The organism is Serpens gallinarum (genome assembly GCF_014836765.1).
In the GTDB taxonomy this organism is placed as follows: domain Bacteria; phylum Pseudomonadota; class Gammaproteobacteria; order Pseudomonadales; family Pseudomonadaceae; genus Serpens; species Serpens gallinarum.
On the sequence record NZ_JACSQG010000003.1, the window covers coordinates 214006 to 230122 of the forward strand.

Annotated in this window: 20 protein-coding genes; 14 read left to right on the top strand and 6 right to left on the bottom strand. The window is 58.7% G+C overall.

The window, feature by feature from the left end; translation table 11 throughout:
* Nucleotides 1-113: 113 nt before the first annotated feature.
* A complete protein-coding gene (locus tag H9642_RS08495; RefSeq protein WP_251835997.1) occupies nucleotides 114-1250 on the top strand; it encodes a DNA-binding protein in 1137 nt (378 codons plus the stop codon).
* Between the two features lie 26 nt (nucleotides 1251-1276).
* On the opposite strand, the gene H9642_RS08500 is transcribed toward H9642_RS08495, so the two are convergent.
* The gene (locus H9642_RS08500) at nucleotides 1277-1747 is read right to left on the bottom strand and encodes a PA2171 family ribosome-binding persister protein (RefSeq protein ID WP_251835998.1); all 471 of its coding nucleotides are present in this window, start codon (nucleotides 1745-1747) and stop codon (nucleotides 1277-1279) included.
* Nucleotides 1748-1879: 132 nt separating this feature from the next.
* Nucleotides 1880-2257, bottom strand: a complete 378-nt coding sequence (locus H9642_RS18375; protein ID WP_350027855.1) for a metallothionein — start codon at nucleotides 2255-2257, stop codon at nucleotides 1880-1882.
* Between the two features lie 33 nt (nucleotides 2258-2290).
* Between H9642_RS18375 and H9642_RS08510 the strand changes: the two genes are divergently transcribed.
* The 5 genes from H9642_RS08510 to H9642_RS08530 all read left to right on the top strand — a co-directional run bounded on the left by H9642_RS08510 (nucleotide 2291) and on the right by H9642_RS08530 (nucleotide 5597).
* Nucleotides 2291-2797, top strand: coding sequence for a DUF4142 domain-containing protein (locus H9642_RS08510; RefSeq protein ID WP_251836000.1), 507 nt, complete (start codon nucleotides 2291-2293; stop codon nucleotides 2795-2797).
* A gap of 138 nt (nucleotides 2798-2935) precedes the next feature.
* Entirely contained in the window at nucleotides 2936-3301 is a 366-nt protein-coding gene (locus tag H9642_RS08515) for a DUF3509 domain-containing protein (protein ID WP_251836001.1), read from the top strand.
* A 143-nt stretch (nucleotides 3302-3444) separates the two neighbouring features.
* Nucleotides 3445-4611, top strand: coding sequence for a zinc-dependent alcohol dehydrogenase (locus H9642_RS08520; protein ID WP_251836002.1), 1167 nt, complete (start codon nucleotides 3445-3447; stop codon nucleotides 4609-4611).
* Entirely contained in the window at nucleotides 4608-5141 is a 534-nt protein-coding gene (locus H9642_RS08525; protein WP_251836003.1) for a hypothetical protein, read from the top strand. The genes H9642_RS08520 and H9642_RS08525 overlap by 4 nt, the downstream gene beginning before the upstream one ends.
* 12 nt (nucleotides 5142-5153) lie before the next feature.
* A complete protein-coding gene (locus H9642_RS08530) occupies nucleotides 5154-5597 on the top strand; it encodes a DUF421 domain-containing protein (protein ID WP_251836004.1) in 444 nt (147 codons plus the stop codon).
* 54 nt (nucleotides 5598-5651) lie between these two features.
* Here H9642_RS08530 and H9642_RS08535 read toward each other — a convergent pair whose 3' ends face one another.
* The 3 genes from H9642_RS08535 to H9642_RS08545 all read right to left on the bottom strand — a co-directional run bounded on the left by H9642_RS08535 (nucleotide 5652) and on the right by H9642_RS08545 (nucleotide 8070).
* Nucleotides 5652-6116: a PA2169 family four-helix-bundle protein gene (locus H9642_RS08535; protein WP_251836005.1), complete on the bottom strand. Its 465-nt coding sequence runs from the start codon at nucleotides 6114-6116 to the stop codon at nucleotides 5652-5654.
* A gap of 102 nt (nucleotides 6117-6218) precedes the next feature.
* Nucleotides 6219-6974 (bottom strand): alpha/beta hydrolase family protein, encoded by a 756-nt coding sequence (locus H9642_RS08540; RefSeq protein ID WP_251836006.1) that lies wholly within the window; start codon nucleotides 6972-6974, stop codon nucleotides 6219-6221.
* A complete protein-coding gene (locus tag H9642_RS08545; RefSeq protein ID WP_251836007.1) occupies nucleotides 6958-8070 on the bottom strand; it encodes a DUF3182 family protein in 1113 nt (370 codons plus the stop codon). The genes H9642_RS08540 and H9642_RS08545 overlap by 17 nt, the downstream gene beginning before the upstream one ends.
* A gap of 180 nt (nucleotides 8071-8250) precedes the next feature.
* Between H9642_RS08545 and H9642_RS08550 the strand changes: the two genes are divergently transcribed.
* The 8 genes from H9642_RS08550 (at nucleotide 8251) to H9642_RS08585 (ending at nucleotide 14600) form a co-directional block, all read left to right on the top strand.
* Entirely contained in the window at nucleotides 8251-9255 is a 1005-nt protein-coding gene (locus H9642_RS08550; protein WP_251836008.1) for a D-cysteine desulfhydrase, read from the top strand.
* A 22-nt stretch (nucleotides 9256-9277) separates the two neighbouring features.
* Nucleotides 9278-10063, top strand: a complete 786-nt coding sequence (gene tcyJ, locus H9642_RS08555) for a cystine ABC transporter substrate-binding protein (RefSeq protein ID WP_251836009.1) — start codon at nucleotides 9278-9280, stop codon at nucleotides 10061-10063.
* Nucleotides 10060-10725, top strand: coding sequence for a cystine ABC transporter permease (gene tcyL, locus H9642_RS08560; protein WP_251836010.1), 666 nt, complete (start codon nucleotides 10060-10062; stop codon nucleotides 10723-10725). Before tcyJ ends, tcyL begins: the two co-directional genes overlap by 4 nt.
* Before the next feature lie 4 nt (nucleotides 10726-10729).
* Nucleotides 10730-11485: an L-cystine ABC transporter ATP-binding protein TcyN gene (gene tcyN, locus H9642_RS08565; protein ID WP_251836011.1), complete on the top strand. Its 756-nt coding sequence runs from the start codon at nucleotides 10730-10732 to the stop codon at nucleotides 11483-11485.
* A gap of 217 nt (nucleotides 11486-11702) precedes the next feature.
* Nucleotides 11703-12437: a PIG-L deacetylase family protein gene (locus H9642_RS08570; protein ID WP_251836012.1), complete on the top strand. Its 735-nt coding sequence runs from the start codon at nucleotides 11703-11705 to the stop codon at nucleotides 12435-12437.
* A gap of 178 nt (nucleotides 12438-12615) precedes the next feature.
* Nucleotides 12616-13014 carry a diacylglycerol kinase gene (locus tag H9642_RS08575; protein ID WP_251836013.1) on the top strand — a complete coding sequence of 133 codons (399 nt, stop codon included), beginning with the start codon at nucleotides 12616-12618 and terminating at the stop codon, nucleotides 13012-13014.
* A gap of 114 nt (nucleotides 13015-13128) precedes the next feature.
* On the top strand, nucleotides 13129-13287 hold the full coding sequence (locus tag H9642_RS08580; RefSeq protein ID WP_251836014.1) for a hypothetical protein: 159 nt from the start codon (nucleotides 13129-13131) through the stop codon (nucleotides 13285-13287).
* 317 nt (nucleotides 13288-13604) lie between these two features.
* Nucleotides 13605-14600 carry a TRAP transporter substrate-binding protein gene (locus tag H9642_RS08585; RefSeq protein WP_251836015.1) on the top strand — a complete coding sequence of 332 codons (996 nt, stop codon included), beginning with the start codon at nucleotides 13605-13607 and terminating at the stop codon, nucleotides 14598-14600.
* Between the two features lie 82 nt (nucleotides 14601-14682).
* Here H9642_RS08585 and H9642_RS08590 read toward each other — a convergent pair whose 3' ends face one another.
* Nucleotides 14683-16116, bottom strand: a complete 1434-nt coding sequence (locus H9642_RS08590; RefSeq protein WP_251836016.1) for an efflux transporter outer membrane subunit — start codon at nucleotides 16114-16116, stop codon at nucleotides 14683-14685.
* Nucleotide 16117: the final 1 nt, after the last annotated feature.

Here is a 16117-nt window from a genome sequence, read left to right on the forward strand (position 1 = left end):
GATAATGCGCCGTTATTCTATCTCACAAATAACAAAATATGAGATGAAATTATATCCGTATTAGTATGTAATTACGTGGTATGTAATTCAGTACTAAATAGTAGGAGCGAAGCATGGCCCGAGGTGGCATCAACAAAGCGAACGTGCAGCGAGCCCGTCAGGCCCTGCTCGATCGCGGCGAGCATCCGAGCATCGACGCGATACGTGTCGAGCTGGGTAATACCGGCTCGAAAACCACCATTCATCGCTATCTGAAGGAGCTGGACAACCAGCCAGCCACTGCATTGCGCACCGACCAGCCGTTGAATGAGCAGCTTGCCGGCTTGGTCAACCAACTGGCCGAACAGTTAGCCGAGCAGGCGCAGGAAACCGTGAGTGATGAGCGCGCAGAGCTGGCCCGGGATCGTCTGGCCTGGCAGCAACGCTTGCAGGAGGCGGAACAACGTATTCAGCAACTCGGCGCCGAATGCGAAGCGCTGACGGCACAGTTGCAGGCGGAACAGCTTGCCCACCAACACACGCGTGAGGAATTTCAGCGCCTGCAAGTGGACAATGCACGCGCCCTGCAAGCCTGCCAGGACCTGCAAACACGCGTGCTGGAACGGGATGAGCACATTCGCTCCCTGGAAGAAAAGCATCAGCATGCCCGCGATGCCCTGCAACATTACCGCGAGGCCAGCAAGGAGCAGCGCGAACAGGAAGAGCGCCGCCATGCCGCCGAGGTCCAGCACTTGCAGATGGAAATGCGTCAGTTGCAACAGACCTTGATCGTCAAGCAGGACGAACTGACGCGCCTGAATCGCGACAACGAACGCCTGACCAGCGAATCAGGGCAATTGCGCCGTGAAAATCATGCCCGGCAGGACGCTTTACAACGCCAGACAACGGAAATGGCGGAGTTGAAGGAACAACTCACCCAGGCTCTGACAGGTAATCAGGTATTGCAGGCGCGCCTTGAGGCCCAAGAGGTCGAAACCCAGCGTCTGGACAGCAGATATGCTGAACAGCAACAGGCCATGGCGACAGCCCAAGCCATGCTGCACGATGAGCGCCTTGAGTTTTACCAGCGCCACGCTGCGCAGCGACAGCGCTTGCAGACGTTGAGTGCGCTTCTATCCCGAGCGTCCCAAGCGCTGTCCAAGGATAAAGTTGGCGCGCCTGGCGCTTTAGCGGTTGGCGATGGCGCGCTGCTGGGCTGGTTGAGCGAAGCTCAATCGCTGCTGGCGGAAGACACCAGCAGCGAGCCATAACAGGCCGTTTAAAGTACGGACCTACGTCAGGCCTCTTGGGCGGCGAGGGTTTTCTTGAGTTCGTCCTTGCGGCTTTTCATCTCCAGACCCAACTCATCCAGACGGGCTTTATCGAAGAGTTTCTGGGCTTGCGGGAACAGCTCCCCTTCCTCCTCTTCAATGTGGTGCTCCAGCAACTCCTTGAGCACCTTGAGCCGCCCGGTGAACGGAATGCTGCCCGGGTCGGTATTCAGCAGATCTGGGAGCACCAGGGAGTCGACCGTGCGATGCTCCTCCTTGGCTTCGGCCGCCATGACCGCCTCTTCCTTGCCTCCCGCCTGGGTGTAGGCTGGGTAGAAGATTTCCTCTTCGAGGGTGGTGTGTATCTGTAATTCGAGCTGCAGTTTCTGCAGCATTTCCGCGCGACTTTTTACCGCGCGCTCAGTGGTTTTTTCAAGACGATCAAGCAGCTCGCGAACTGTTTCGTGATCTTGTTTGAGCAGGTCGAGGGCATTCATGGTGGCATCCTTGGGCTGATCCGGTTTGTTTAAAGCAGACCCGGCGGGGCTTGCTTGGTTCTGGCCTTTGGATTAATGGCGCGGACGCGAATGACATGCGCCGCCAAGCGGCGGCGCTGTGCTCACGGGATGTCAAAGCCCCGCCGTGGGCGCTTGCACACTGGTTTCGCAGTGGCAGTTACCGCTGGGGCACGGCGCTCCGTTCGGATGGCGGTCAGCGCAGGCCTGGCTGCAAAACTGCTGGCCGTCCCGGCTGACCGCATTTCCCGAAACGTCACAGGTGCAACCGGGGCAGGCGCACTTGGATTCAGCCATGGTGTTAATCCTCCTACTAAACGCTTGGGTAAGTGCAGGCGTATACCAATGGAATGGAGATTTATGTACGAGTTCCAGAGTTCTTCCAAACGGCTGAAAACGTGCCGTCTGCATGTTTTTCTGAACCCTCCCCGATAAAGACGAGTCCTTTAAAGGAGCCAGCGCGCTGCTGCACCTTAGTTGCATGAGTTGCATGGCGCACACCCTTCATCTACAGGAGATCGATCGATGCCTATTACCACGCTGCTCCGCTCGTTTTTTTTCACAGCACTGATCGCCGCGGTTCCGGCTGCTTGGGCGGCGGATGAAATTCGCGCCCAAGATTTCGTCGATCAGGCATCTGCTGCTGGTGTGGCCGAAATTGAATCGGCCCGAATGGCCCTGCAAAAGAGCCAGTCGCCTGAAGTGCACAACTTTGCGGAACAAATGATCAAAGATCACACCAAGGCCAATGAAGATTTGAAAGAGCTGGCTATGAACAAGCAATTGGAGGTAGCCAGCGAAGCGGACCTGATGAACAAGGCCAAGGCGATGATCCTGGAAATGCGCGAAGGTGAATCCTTTGATCAAGCCTACGCCAACAATCAAGTCAAAGCCCATGAACAGGTGATTGAACTCTTTACGCGTGCATCACAAGGCAGCAATGATAGCGATGTGCAGAAGTTTGCCGAAGATCGACTTCCCGAACTGAAAGAGCATTTGGAAATGGCCAAAAAACTGGCCACCGGTAATTAAGCGGAGTGGCAGGCTGGCCATTACTCGGCCACCTGCCACACCGGCCTGTCGGCTTGCAAAGCGCAAACCTTGCCAAGGGCCCACCGTGCAAAATGCAAGTATCGATTTAACATTCACCCTGTTAAATCAGGTACTTGCATGGCTCGCGAATTGGAACGAATAGTGCTTGTACTGAAGGGATCTCAACCCACATCAGGAACGGATGAGATGAGCGCATCAGAGAGTCCCGTCGATTACCTGATCAAGGAACTCGCCAAGGATTACACGATAAAAAGCGAATTCCGGCCCGATTCAGCCTTGGTATTATCCTTGAGCCGCCGCACGGACGGCTGTCACGTACTACATAGGGTCATCACCGCTGCGGAGCTTAAATCCCCGGTTCTTATTAATGATGTACTCGAGCGAATGCGTCGCGATCTATTTGTCCAGCAAGGGCCGCTACAACAGAGTCAGATTGGTTATTTTCGAAAAAAACTGCATTTACCTTACTTTAAAGCTCTTTAGTTCTGACAAAAGCGCCTAGCCGGGCGCTTTTTTTCGTCTGGGCATTACCGCTGATCCTTCTTTGCGAACCTGCAGCCCGTGTGAGTGCCCCATCAGAAAGGATCTAGAGCAGGGATAAATGTTCCCTCACGCGGAGAAACCTAATGCGAGCATTGACCTATCACGGCGCCCGCGATGTCCGGGTCGAAGATGTTCCCGATCCCAAACTGCTGCAGGCGGACGATATTATTCTTCGGGTTACCGCCACGGCGATCTGCGGTTCTGACTTGCACCTCTTTCACGGCAAGATTCCCGAAACCCGGGACGGCGATATCTTCGGCCATGAGTTCATGGGCATCGTCGAAGAAACTGGCAGCGCTGTGTCAGCCTTGAAAACCGGCGATCGGGTCATCGTGCCTTTCGTGATTGCCTGCGGTGACTGTTTTTTCTGTCAGCTGAATCTTTATGCCTCCTGCGAAACCACTAACCCAGGGCGTGGTGCGATCCTCAATAAAAAGCAGATCCCACCCGGAGCCGCTTTGTTTGGTTACAGCCACTTGTACGGCGGAATACCAGGTGGGCAAGCGGAGTTTGTGCGGGTGCCGAAGGCCAACACCGGGCCGTTCAAGGTCCCCACGGCCCTGCCGGATGAACATGTTCTGTTCCTTACCGATATCCTCCCCACCGGTTATCAAGCCGTGCTCAATGCCGGAATAGGTCCCGGCTCCAGTGTCGCTATCTACGGGGCGGGCCCGGTGGGCTTGATGAGCGCCGCCTGCGCGCGCCTGGTGGGCGCCGAGCAGATTTTCATGGTCGATCAGTTTGCCCATCGACTCGAGTTCGCCCGTGACGCTTATGGCGTAATCCCTGTCAACTTTGCCGATGACGACGACCCTGCAGCGACTATCATCGGACAAACTGCCGGGCAGCGCGGTGTCGATGCCGCCATTGATGCCGTCGGCTTCGAGGCCAAGGGCAGCACCACCGAAACGGTTTTGTCCACGCTGAAGATCGAAACCAGTGTGGGCAAGGTGCTTCGTCAATGCATTGCCGCCGTACGACGTGGCGGCACCGTGAGTGTTCCTGGGGTGTATGCGGGTTACCTGCATGGGTTCCTGTTCGGTGATGCCTTCGACAAGGGCCTGACCTTCAAGATGGGGCAAACCCACGTACAGGCGCTGTTGCCGGAATTGCTTGAACACATCGAGCAAGGCCGACTGGCCCCCCATGCGATCATCTCCCATCGCCTGGCGTTGGAAGACGCCGCCGAAGGCTATGAAATGTTCGACAAGCATCAGAACGAATGCCGCAAGGTCATTCTGTTGCCATGAAACAACCCGAGCAGCGAGCCAGTGCCTCGCCACCCGACGAGTTCGTTTCGCGCAATTATCCGATCAACGATGAAATAGCCTTTCAGCGCAAGAGCTGGCGTTTTGAGCGCATCGGGTGGTTCTTGCTGGTCCTCATCGTGCTGCTTACCCTGCTCGGGTTGTTCTCCAAGGGGCCACTGAGTACCGGTCACGTCAGCACTGCCGATGGCGCGTTGCGGGTCGAGTACCAGCGGTTTCAGCGCCATGGGGCGCACGGCCAATTGGTCGTTACCGTGCATGTCGCACCGTCAAGCAGCGCCGCTGTGCGGTTCTCACCGCAACTGCTCGAAAACTTCACACTGGAAGGTATCTATCCCGAACCACTACACAGCTCCACGCAGCAAGGCGGTTTGTTGTTGGAGAGCCGTGCCGACACCCAGGGTGCCCTGAAATTTTATCTGGCATTGCGCCCCGAGGGGCTGGGCAGCATTCGGCAAAGCGTTCGCCTGAACGAGCAGACGGTGGAGTTTTTCCAATTCATCTACCCGTGAGGAGGACGCTGCATGGATGCCGTATTGCGAGCCGCTGCCATCTATTTTGCCCTGCTGATCCTGTTCCGCGTGGCTGGACGGCGATCGCTGGCGGAAATTACCTCGTTCGATCTGATTCTATTGTTGATCATTGGCGAGGCGACCCAGCAAGCCTTGCTGGGCGACGATTTTTCGCTCACCAACGCCATTGTGGTGATCGTCACGCTGATCGCTATTGATGTCGGATTGTCCTTGCTCAAGTTACGCAGTCGCAAAATCGATTTATTACTGGATGGCGCGGCGACCATCATTGTTGAGGACGGGAAACCCATGAGGGGACGGATTGCTGAAGCGCGTCTGCAGGAAGCGGACATTTTGCAGGCTGCTCGCCAGGGTCAGGGATTGGAACGGATGGATCAGATCAAGTACGCCATTCTGGAAAAGAACGGCAAGATATCGATCATTCCTTATTCGTAATGCAAAAGCCGCCGAGCGGAATCCGCGCGACGGCCTTCTTTGCTGAGTGGTCTATCAACTGCGAGCGCGAGCAGCGTCACGCAATGCCTTGATCTGATCGTGATTGCGCAGCACGCCGTCGTACTGGCGCTGGACCACGGCACGAATCTCCGCAGGCAGCGTTTTGTCCAGGGCATTGCGGTAGCTTTTCTTGGCGACATCCTCGCCACGCTCGCATTCGTTGAGGATCGCCTCTTCATCCTTGCCGGTGACCAGTGACTTGAGGTCAACCCAGCGCCGATGCAGATCGCCTGCGACACTGGTACTGCTTTCCGGATCACCGCCCAACTGACGGACCAAACCCTGCAACTCTGCCGCCGCGGCGGCGCAATCCCGGGCGCGATTATTGAACAGCGTTTTCAGGTCCGCCCGTTGCACATCTTCGGCACACACTTTAAAACCGGCCTCACCATCCTTGCTGGTCTCAATCAGGTCGTTGAGTACGGAAATGACTTCTTTAGCATTTTCAGTAGTGATCATACGAAACGTCTCTCCCGGTATGGTCTTGGTAGGGGTTCCATTTCTTGACTGCCCGAACGGGTGCGGAATTCAGTTTTCAGGACTGGCGGTGCACAATCCGCTTCAGGGCGCCTGGATCAGACTCAGCCGTTCGCCCACCACCATCTCGGTCACCCAGTCCACCAGCAGCGTGGTATAGGCCTCTCTAGACACGTCTTCGCTCAGCGAGTGATCCGCGCCGTCGATAATCCGGTGCGTCAATGAATGCGTGCTCTGGAAAGCCGCCCGGTAACTCATGATCGTTGCGTGGGGTACATGCTCGTCATGCTCGGACTCGACAATCAGCACATCGCCGCGAAATTCCGCACAGGCCCGCAAGGCGCGGTTGTCTTCCACCGGAATCAGACGGCTGCGATAACGCGCCAGGTCGGCTTTGTCCAATTCCCGCTTGGGCGTCTGCCACTGGCTATCGCGATAGATCGCCGGCACGCGCAACGCCAGCCATTTGACTGGCCGCAGGCTGGTGAGGATCGCGGCCAGGTAACCGCCGTAGCTGGTGCCGACTACGGCCACCGCCTCCGTGTCGATGGCCGGATGAGCAAGCAGTCGGTCATAGGCGGCCAGCAAATCGCGCAGATTGTCCTCGCGCGAGACCTGTCCCAGTCGCGCCTCGGCTCCCGCATGGCCGCGCAAATCGAACGTCAGGCACACACAGCCCAGCCCGGCAATTCCTTTGGCGCGGATCAGGTCACGCTGCTGACTCCCTCCCCAGCCGTGCACGAACAGCACCCCCGGCACCTTGGCCTTGGGGCTCAGGAAGGTCGCGTCCATGTGTTCGTTATCGATTTCGATACGGGTTTTCTCAGTTCTCGCCGTCATAGGGTTCAACCATTGCGTATTTGATCAGGAAGCCCAATTCCTCGTCGTGTCCGCGAAACACCTCGATGGCGTTGGCTGGCAGCACCTTGTCATGAAAGATTTCGAACGAGGAGGCGCGCACCACTTGCAGCAACGGATTATCGATGAATGCCTGCAGGGCACCCACTTCCGCACTGCTGGCCCCGCCCAGTCGCCAGGACTGCTCGAGCACTGCGTTGCGTGTCTCGCCGCGGGCATCGGTGCCGCGAATCAGGTCGTAGTTGCGTCGCGAGGCGAAGAATGACGGGAAGGCTGCACTGACTGCGGCATCGAAAGCTCTGGCCTGCTCAATGCTCTGTTGCACCTGGCCGGCCAGGTCCAGTTGCAGCAAACGCGGGTAATCCCCGCGCACCACTACCAGATCCGAGCCGCCATACATCTGAGCCCCCCGGCCATCTTCGGTTAGGTGCTGAGTACCGAAATAACTGAGCAGATGCTCGCCCACGCGGATTTGGCCAACGCTGTGGGTGCTGACATCGCTCAGCTCCTCTTCCAGCACGACACCTTCACTGAAGCGCGCCGCCACGTCCGGAGCGCCGATAAAAGGCTGGAAGGAATGCAGGTCTTTGAACACGCGCTGGTCACGCCCGCCACTGGCCTGTACAGGTTTGAAGCGCAACGGGCCCGTCGCCAGCAGTGTGCGGGCGGCACGTTCTGCATCCTGTGGCGAAAACACGGTAAAGCCCCTGAGGACCAACCCGGCAATCTGCTCGGCAAAGCCCGGCACCCAGCCCGTGGGGGCGACAGCATCCTCCGACACCAGCGGATGGGTAATTGCCTTGGTGGCAATGAAAGCATGATCTACATAACCACCGAACAGATCGTCTGGCCCTTGCACATTCATTTCACGCGCTTGCTCGCGGCCGACGATGCAGCGGCTGGGCACCAGATAGCAGGGGCGGCCTGCATGTTGCTGGGGGTCGTAACGGCCGCCGTATTCGAGTCCCTGGATATCCGCCAACCAGCGCGCAAGGGTCTGTTGGGTTTCCACCCCATGCCGGGGCGCCTGGGGGTTGGGTGAATAGGTCAGCACCAAGCGCCGTTGCGTTTGTGCCATGGACGCCTCCTGATGAAGCAGTCGAATCGCCCTGCGAACCGAGGGCATGGTCAGGTCGGCAGCATTCCCGCCGCTTAGTTTACGGACCCTGACAACCCCCGCTTTGTTCGTCGATTGGCTGCAAGCAGGTTCGCCAGTGCCTGCCTATATTCAAAGGCATCGGCGCTGATGGACTTTCCCATGTCTTCACTTGATGCTCACCTGAGCCGCTTCACCCGTCTGGATCTGATTCGAGTGGCCACCCCGCTGGAAAAACTCGAACGCTTATCCACTCACATGGGGCGCGATATCTGGATCAAGCGCGATGATCTGACGCCGCTGGCCATGGGCGGCAACAAGGTACGTAAACTGGAATACCTGGCCGCCGATGCACTGCGCGCCGGCGCGGATACCCTGGTCACCGCCGGCGCCATTCAGTCCAATCATGTCCGCCAGACAGCCGCGCTGGCCGCCCGACTGGGGCTGAGTTGCACGGCGCTGGTGGAAAACCCGATCGACAGCGCTGACCACAACTATTTGACCAATGGCAATCGTTTGCTGCTCGACCTATTCAATGCCCAGGTCGAGCCAGTAGTTATGCTGGATCAGCCCGACGCGCAATTGCACACCCTCGCCGAACGGCTGCGCAGCAATGGCAAGCGCCCCTATGTGATCCCGGTGGGCGGCTCCAATGCGCTGGGCGCCCTGGGCTATGTCCGCGCCGGATTGGAACTCGCCGCACAGATCGCTGCCAGTGGCCAGTCGTTTGCCGCCCTGGTGCTGGCCTCCGGTAGTGCCGGTACCCATGCCGGCCTGGCCCTGGCGCTGGCTTATACGTTTCCGCAGCTGCCGGTCATCGGCGTTACCGTGTCGCGACGCACCGAAGAGCAGCAACCCAAGGTGCAAAGCCTGCTGGAACGCTGCGCCGCCCTGCTGGGCGTCGAGCTGCCGGCCCGTTGCCAGGTAACACTCTGGGACGACTATTTCATCCCGCGCTACGGTGAGCCTAACGAGGCCACGTGGGCCGCAATCCGCCTGCTGGCAGGTATGGAGGGCGTCCTGCTCGACCCCGTGTATACCGGCAAGGCCATGGACGGACTGTTGGATGGCATCGGCCTGCAGCGCTTCGCTGACGGCCCGTTGCTGTTCCTGCACACCGGCGGTGCCCCTGCGCTGTTCGCCTATCACCCCGCAGTACTCGACTGACTTCCTTTGGATGGAGTGCGCCATGAACCTGACCCTGTTTCGCGATTTTTTTCTCGTCCTGCTACTTGCCACCGGCTTCGCCGGCCAGGCCAGCGCCGGCGAACTGCTCAAGCAGATCCAGGCCAACGGCCAGATCCGCGTGGGCCTGGAAGGCACCTACCCGCCGTTCAGCTTTCAGGATGCCAATGGCCAGCTGGATGGTTTCGAAGTCGAATTCGCCCGAGCACTGGCCAAGGAACTGGGTGTGGAGGCGCAACTGCAGCCGACCAAATGGGATGGCATCCTTGCGGCGCTGGAATCCAAACGACTGGATGTGGTGATCAACCAGGTCACCATCAGCGAGGAGCGCAAGCAGAAATACGATTTCTCCACGCCCTATACGGTTTCCGGGGTGCAGGCGCTGGTGCGCAAGGGGCAAGAAGCACAATTCGCCTCGCCGCAGGATCTGGCCGGCAAGAAGGTCGGCGTCGGCCTGGGCACCAACTATGAACAGTGGCTGCGGGAAAACGTCCCGCAAGCCGATGTCCGCACCTATGACGATGACCCCACCAAGTACCAGGACCTGCGGGTCGGCCGTATCGATGTCATTCTCATCGACCGCCTGGCCGCGTTCGAGCTGATCAAGCAGACCCGCGGCGACTTGGCCATAACTGGCGAACCCTTCGCACGGCAGGAAGCCGGGATTGCCCTGCGCAAAGGCGAGCCGGAATTGCTGGCCGCACTCAACCAAGCCATCGACACCTTGCGCGCCAATGGCACCCTGGCGACCTTGTCGAAGAAGTGGTTCGACGCTGACGTCACGCAATGATCGAGCCGTTGCAGCTGGTCTGGGATTCAGCGCCCTTTCTGCTTCGGGGCGCTGGCTACACCGTGTTTCTCAGCCTCGGCGGCATGTTCTTAGGGTTACTCCTCGGTTTTGTCCTGGCCTTGATGCGCCTGTCGCGCTTCAAGGCCCTGGCGTGGACTTCCCGCATCTACGTGTCGTTCATTCGCGGCACGCCGTTATTGGTGCAGCTGTTCATGATCTATTACGGGTTGCCGCAATTGGGCCTGCAACTCGATCCCCTCCCCTCGGCCTTGATCGGTTTTTCTCTGAATATGGCTGCGTATATCTCCGAGATTCTGCGCGGCGCCATCGCCTCGATCGATCGAGGCCAGTGGGAAGCGGCAGCCAGCATCGGCATGACCCCGGCACAGACCCTGCGCCGGGCAATCCTGCCTCAAGCCGCGCGCACTGCCTTGCCCCCGCTGGGCAACAGCTTCATCTCCCTGGTGAAAGATACCTCTCTGGCCGCCACCATCCAGGTGCCGGAGCTGTTTCGTCAGGCGCAACTGATCACCGCGCGCACCTTCGAAATTTTCACCATGTACCTGGCTGCCGCCGTGATCTACTGGGTGCTCGCCACCTGTCTATCCAGCGTGCAGAACCGCCTGGAAGCCCGGGTCAACCGGCACAGTCGGGATACCTGACGCCATGATCGACGTGCATGGACTGAGCAAGAGCTTCAAGGGGCAGCAGGTACTCAAGGGCATCGACCTTAAGGTGGCGGCTGGTGAGGTGATCGCGATCATTGGCCCCAGTGGCTCGGGCAAGACGACGCTGCTGCGCTGCCTGAATCTGCTGGAAGTACCCGATGGCGGCAGTATTCGGGTAGGAAGCATTCAGATCGATGCCAACCGACCTCTCCACCGTCAGAAAGAACGGATCCGCACGCTGCGCCAGCATGTCGGTTTCGTCTTTCAGAACTTCAACCTGTTCCCGCACCGCACCGCGCTGGAAAACATCATGGAAGGCCCGCTGGTCGTCAAGAAAGAACCACGCAGCAGCGTTCTTGAACGCGCCCGTCAGTTGTTGGCAAAAGTCGGCCTGGCGGGCAAGGAAGACGCCTACCCGAGGAGCCTTTCCGGTGGGCAGCAGCAGCGCGTCGCTATCGCCCGTGCGCTGGCCATGCAACCCGATGTGATTCTGTTCGATGAGCCCACCTCAGCGCTGGACCCGGAACTGGTCGGCGAAGTGCTGGCGACCATTCGCGACCTGGCTGCTGAAAAACGCACCATGGTGATCGTCACCCATGAGATGAACTTTGCCCGCGACGTGGCCAACCGGGTGATCTTCATCGACCAGGGTGTCATCGTCGAGCAAGGCGAAGCCAAAGCCCTGTTCGCCTCTCCGCAGCACGCACGCACCCGCCAATTCTTGCACAAGTTCCTCGGCGATTCTTCGCACTGACCTTTTTGATACCCCGCCCACAACCTTTGGCACCGCCTTGGCGTGCATTGAACTTCATTCAGCACCCAATGCCTGAACATTGTGTCGATTTCATTGTGCAGCCTGGGTTAAGGAAAACCCTGTTCTGCCGTTAAGTAAAGGATGGCTGAAGCACAGTTTCATTACGCGGTGCGTCACACGCCATTCTCAAAAACTGCTTGCATGAGGCCGTAGGGATATGGACGCGAAGACTGCCAGTGAGATGCAACCCCGGCTGGGCGGCCCATGCCGTCAACTTGCCCTGATTGAAGACGTTAATATCGATGCACTGGTGCCCCCCGGCCGACGCGCAGTGATCCTAGCGGCTCACCCAGGCGATGAAGTGCTGGCCTGCGGCGGGCTTTTGCAGCTTCTCAGCCATCGCGGTCATGCCTTGCAGCTGATTTCCATCACCGATGGCCAGGCTGCGCCAAGCAGGCAGTCCTCGCCTGAAGGACACAGCGTGGCCTGTGCAATGGAAAGCACGGACTCGTTACGCCGTCTTGGCATTCCGCTGGTCCAGTTGAAAACCATACGCGGCCGTTTTCAGGCCGGCGACATCGAAAACCAAGAAAACGCCCTGCTGGATTTCCTGATGCGCCACCTGCGCCCCAATGATGTGGTGTTCTCACCCTGGCGTAGCGACGGAAGCGCAGACCATGAAGCGGTTGGCCGGGTCGCACAAAGCTGTACGGTGTTGCTCGGCGCCCAGCAAGTGGAAATGCCGCTCAACGCATGGCGCGGCACGTCAGTGGATGATCCGCGTATTCCCTGGTGGCGGGCCCGCAAGCTGGCACTCGACATTACGGCCTTGGCGCGCAAACGGCATGCCATGAATTCCCAGGCCAGTCATTGTCTGGCCCCCAAGACCGTCGACCGCAACACCAATGAACGCGAGCAGTTACAGCTGCATTGGGAGCTATTCTTCGTCTGAGCTTTTGCCTGCGCCAGGCAGTCTTTCCTTTTCGCTTTCCCTTCTTACGTAGTGCGATCGTGGCTAACCCGCCTGGGGATCGAGCATGGTTGTCTTATTGCCATCTTCGCCAGGTGCCTCACCGACGATCAAACGCTAAACTGCGCGCCTTTTTAGATGCCGCCTTATGGAGAACACTATGAAACAGCCATTGGATACTGGAATAACCCCCAGCGCCGAAAGCCTGAAGGGGCAAACGGGCATGGCCCGCATTCTGAAAGCGACGGGTTACTCGATGGCCGGACTCAAGGCAGCGTTCACCGGCGAAGCAGCATTTCGACAATTGATCATGCTCAACCTGATTCTGATCCCCGTGGCCTTCTACCTGGACGTCAGCAAGGCAGAACGGGCGATATTGATCGCTGTGGTGTTTCTTGGCCTGATCGTGGAGATTCTCAATTCGGCCATCGAGGCGACAGTGGACCGTGTGTCCCTGGATATCCACCCGCTGGCCAAGCGCGCCAAGGACATGGGCAGCGGCGCGCAGTTTCTATCATTGTCGCTGATCGCGTTGATCTGGGCGGTCGTTCTGTTCTGATTGACGCTCGTGTCGTTTATCCCCGCGATCACCACTGATCAACACTCCCGGAACTTCCTCACACTGACTCTCTCCATTGTGATGGAGACCGCCCCAACCTGCCGGGAGATGATCATGACTATCCATCCCGATATTCCCCAGCCGGACCCCATCGTCTATGACACGCCCAGTGACTATGGGCATTCGCCCAGCCATGAACCCATGGATGAAAGCCATCCCTGCGAACCCGGCAGCGGCAAGGTCAAGCCCAGTGAGGAACCGCTGAATTCCTGATTCCACGATCGCTTGATTGACTCTTTGTGATCGTGCGCACCCGCAAGGTGGGCCGTGATAGGTGCTCAACTTGTCGCTTGGGCATGCCTATTATTAGTCCTGCGATTCAGAAATCGTACCCATAGTGTGACCATCTCGGCCTACCTCACAGGCCCCCGCAGCCAGCCACGGCTACAACCACCTGTCTTCATTCATTTGTTGTAAAACAGCCGAGAATGGGCGGCACCTTGTGTTGTGCACGATTGCCGGCACAAGACTTGCAGTAATGTTTTGGTTACGTCTTCGTGCTAAAGGTTCTATTTATAAAAAGGGAACTCATGAATAAAAGTGGCCTTTCCATAAGTCTTTGCCTAGCAGCAGCACTGCTCAGCGCCTGCGCGCTAGCCGAGCCCATCACCATCAAGTTCGCCCATGTGGTGACCGATAGTACGCCCAAGGGTCAAGGCGCGAGACTGTTCAAGGAGCTGGTGGAACAACGTCTCGGCGATCAAGTGCGCGTCGAGGTATACGCCAACTCCAGCCTCTACGGCGATGCTGACGAAATGGAGGCGTTACGCGAGAACAGGGTGCAGCTGCTCGCCCCTTCGTTGGCCAAGTTCGAGACCTATACACCGCAACTGCAGGTGTTTGACCTGCCTTTCCTGTTCGATGACCTGGCGGCGGTCGACCGTTTTCAACGTCGCGCCAAGGGGCGTCAGCTACTGCAATCAATGGCTGATCACAATATCGTCGGACTGGCTTATTGGCACAACGGCATGAAACAGCTCTCGGCCATCCGTGCGTTACGCACGCCCCAGGATGCAAGAGACTTAAATTTCCGCATTCAACATTCCGCCGTATTGGAAGCACAGTTTCAGCAGCTCGGCGCAAAAACTTCCAAACTACCGTTTTCCAGCGTGTATACCGCCCTCAAGAGCGGTCAGGTACAAGGGGCGGAAAATCCCTGGTCGAATATCTACAGCCAGAAATTCCATGAAGTGCAGCCCTACATCATCGAAACCAACCACGGCGTGCTGGACTACATGCTGGTGAGCAACTCCCGCTTCTGGTATTCAATTCCTCATCACATCCGCGTCGAACTGGAAGGGATCATCGATGAGGTGACCTATGCCGTGAACCAGCAGGCTGCTGAGCTCAACATCGGCTATCGCCAGAAAATCCAGCATTCCGGCTACAGCCAGGTACTGCAACTTAGCAGCGCCGAACGGCAAGCCTGGCGCGAGGCAATGGAGCCCGTCTGGCGTCACTTCGAGACCCAGATCGGCACGGACATCATCAAGGCCGCTCGCGCGGCCAATCGCAAGCCGCAATAAGCCACAGCCTGGCATGGAAGCCGGGCCGCAGGGCTGAGCCATCACTGCCCCCATTCATTCTCATCCCGCAGGCGGAGCGGAACTATTCGTCTTGCGCCAGGTTGCGACTCTCCCAACCACCTCCCAGCGCAGCAATCAAACGCACGCTGGCGCTGAGCCGACTTCCCAAAAGTGTCAGGTTGTTGCGCTCATTGTTGAGTGCGCTGGCCTGAACATTGACCACACTGTTGAAATCCACCGTACCGGCGCGGTACTGGTTCTCGATCAGACGCAGGGATTCGCGGGCAGCCTCCATCGCTTGCTGCTGCAATGCTTGCTCGGTTTCCAGCACGCGCAATTGCACCAGCGCATCTTCCACCTCACGAAATGCATCCAGCACCGTTTGCCGATACTGCGCAACGGTCTGTTCCCAGGCCGCTTCGCTGCGCTCAAGCTCGGCACGCCGCGAGCCTCCATCGAAAATCTGTGCCGCCAATGCCGGTCCCAGCGACCAATACCGATTCGGCAGACTGATCCAGTCGGCGAAACTGCTGCTGCGATAGCCACCGCTGGCCGACAGGCTCAAGTCCGGAAACCAGGCGCCTTTCGCCACGCCAATCTGCGCATTGGCGGCGATCACGCCGCGCTCAGCTGAAGCAATGTCGGGTCGTCGTTCCAGCAAGTGCGAAGGCAGCGCTGGAGGAATCACCGGCAATGGCGGAATCTGTTCGCTGGGAGTAATGGCGAACCCGGCGGGTGGCGCACCGGTGAGCACAGCCATGGCGTGCTCCAACTGGGCGCGCTGCCACTCCAGGTCCACGGCTTGGGCCTGGGTGCTTCTCAGCTGGGTCAGCGCCTGGGTCACGTCGGATTTGGGCACGATGCCCGCGCGGTACTGGTTTTCGGTCAGGCGCAGCGAACGCTGGTAAGCATCGACCGTGGCGTCGAGTAGCCGCTTCTGCTCATCGAGCACACGCAGTTGCAGGTAGTTCTGCACCAGCTCCGCCTGCAAACTGAGCTGCGCCGCCGCCAGGTCCGCCTGGCTGGCTTCGGCGCTGGCGCGGCTGGCTTCCAGCCCCCGGCGCAGGCGACCCCAGACATCCAGCTCCCAGCTCAGCCCGAGGTTGGCATCGAAAACCTCCCCGGGGCCCGCTCTGAGCTGCGTATCGCTAAGTTGCGTGCTGCGGCTGCCAGAGGACGCGCGGCTCACGCCAACCCCGGCGGACAGGATGGGAAAGAACGCCGCCCGCGCGCCGCGCACCAACGCTCGCGCCTGACGGTACTGGGCTTCAGCCACAGCCAGGTTCTGGTTAGACACATTCAGCTGGGATACCAGCGCATTGAGTTGAGGATCGCCATAAAGCTCCCACCAGGCACCCCGCTCCAATGCGTCGCTGGGTGCGGCGGGCTTCCAACCTTCGGCCTGACGAAAGTGCGCAGGCGTTTCCACTTCGGGACGCTGATAATCCGGGCCGATGGCGCAGCCTGTTAGCAGGGCAACAATGACAAACAAGGGGCTCAGGGCAAATGCGTTCATA

Coding starts and splice junctions, on each gene's coding strand:
- H9642_RS08545 (WP_251836007.1), bottom strand. CDS start 8,070: ATGGCACAAACGCAACGGCGCTTGGTGCTGACCTATTCACCCAACCCC.
- tcyL (WP_251836010.1), top strand. CDS start 10,060: ATGATCGAGCCGTTGCAGCTGGTCTGGGATTCAGCGCCCTTTCTGCTT.
- H9642_RS08515 (WP_251836001.1), top strand. CDS start 2,936: ATGGCTCGCGAATTGGAACGAATAGTGCTTGTACTGAAGGGATCTCAA.
- H9642_RS08580 (WP_251836014.1), top strand. CDS start 13,129: ATGACTATCCATCCCGATATTCCCCAGCCGGACCCCATCGTCTATGAC.
- H9642_RS08590 (WP_251836016.1), bottom strand. CDS start 16,116: ATGAACGCATTTGCCCTGAGCCCCTTGTTTGTCATTGTTGCCCTGCTA.
- H9642_RS08510 (WP_251836000.1), top strand. CDS start 2,291: ATGCCTATTACCACGCTGCTCCGCTCGTTTTTTTTCACAGCACTGATC.
- H9642_RS08570 (WP_251836012.1), top strand. CDS start 11,703: ATGGACGCGAAGACTGCCAGTGAGATGCAACCCCGGCTGGGCGGCCCA.
- tcyN (WP_251836011.1), top strand. CDS start 10,730: ATGATCGACGTGCATGGACTGAGCAAGAGCTTCAAGGGGCAGCAGGTA.
- H9642_RS08520 (WP_251836002.1), top strand. CDS start 3,445: ATGCGAGCATTGACCTATCACGGCGCCCGCGATGTCCGGGTCGAAGAT.
- H9642_RS08495 (WP_251835997.1), top strand. CDS start 114: ATGGCCCGAGGTGGCATCAACAAAGCGAACGTGCAGCGAGCCCGTCAG.
- H9642_RS08525 (WP_251836003.1), top strand. CDS start 4,608: ATGAAACAACCCGAGCAGCGAGCCAGTGCCTCGCCACCCGACGAGTTC.
- tcyJ (WP_251836009.1), top strand. CDS start 9,278: ATGAACCTGACCCTGTTTCGCGATTTTTTTCTCGTCCTGCTACTTGCC.
- H9642_RS08550 (WP_251836008.1), top strand. CDS start 8,251: ATGTCTTCACTTGATGCTCACCTGAGCCGCTTCACCCGTCTGGATCTG.
- H9642_RS08540 (WP_251836006.1), bottom strand. CDS start 6,974: ATGACGGCGAGAACTGAGAAAACCCGTATCGAAATCGATAACGAACAC.
- H9642_RS08500 (WP_251835998.1), bottom strand. CDS start 1,747: ATGAATGCCCTCGACCTGCTCAAACAAGATCACGAAACAGTTCGCGAG.
- H9642_RS08575 (WP_251836013.1), top strand. CDS start 12,616: ATGAAACAGCCATTGGATACTGGAATAACCCCCAGCGCCGAAAGCCTG.
- H9642_RS08535 (WP_251836005.1), bottom strand. CDS start 6,116: ATGATCACTACTGAAAATGCTAAAGAAGTCATTTCCGTACTCAACGAC.
- H9642_RS18375 (WP_350027855.1), bottom strand. CDS start 2,257: ATGCAACTCATGCAACTAAGGTGCAGCAGCGCGCTGGCTCCTTTAAAG.
- H9642_RS08585 (WP_251836015.1), top strand. CDS start 13,605: ATGAATAAAAGTGGCCTTTCCATAAGTCTTTGCCTAGCAGCAGCACTG.
- H9642_RS08530 (WP_251836004.1), top strand. CDS start 5,154: ATGGATGCCGTATTGCGAGCCGCTGCCATCTATTTTGCCCTGCTGATC.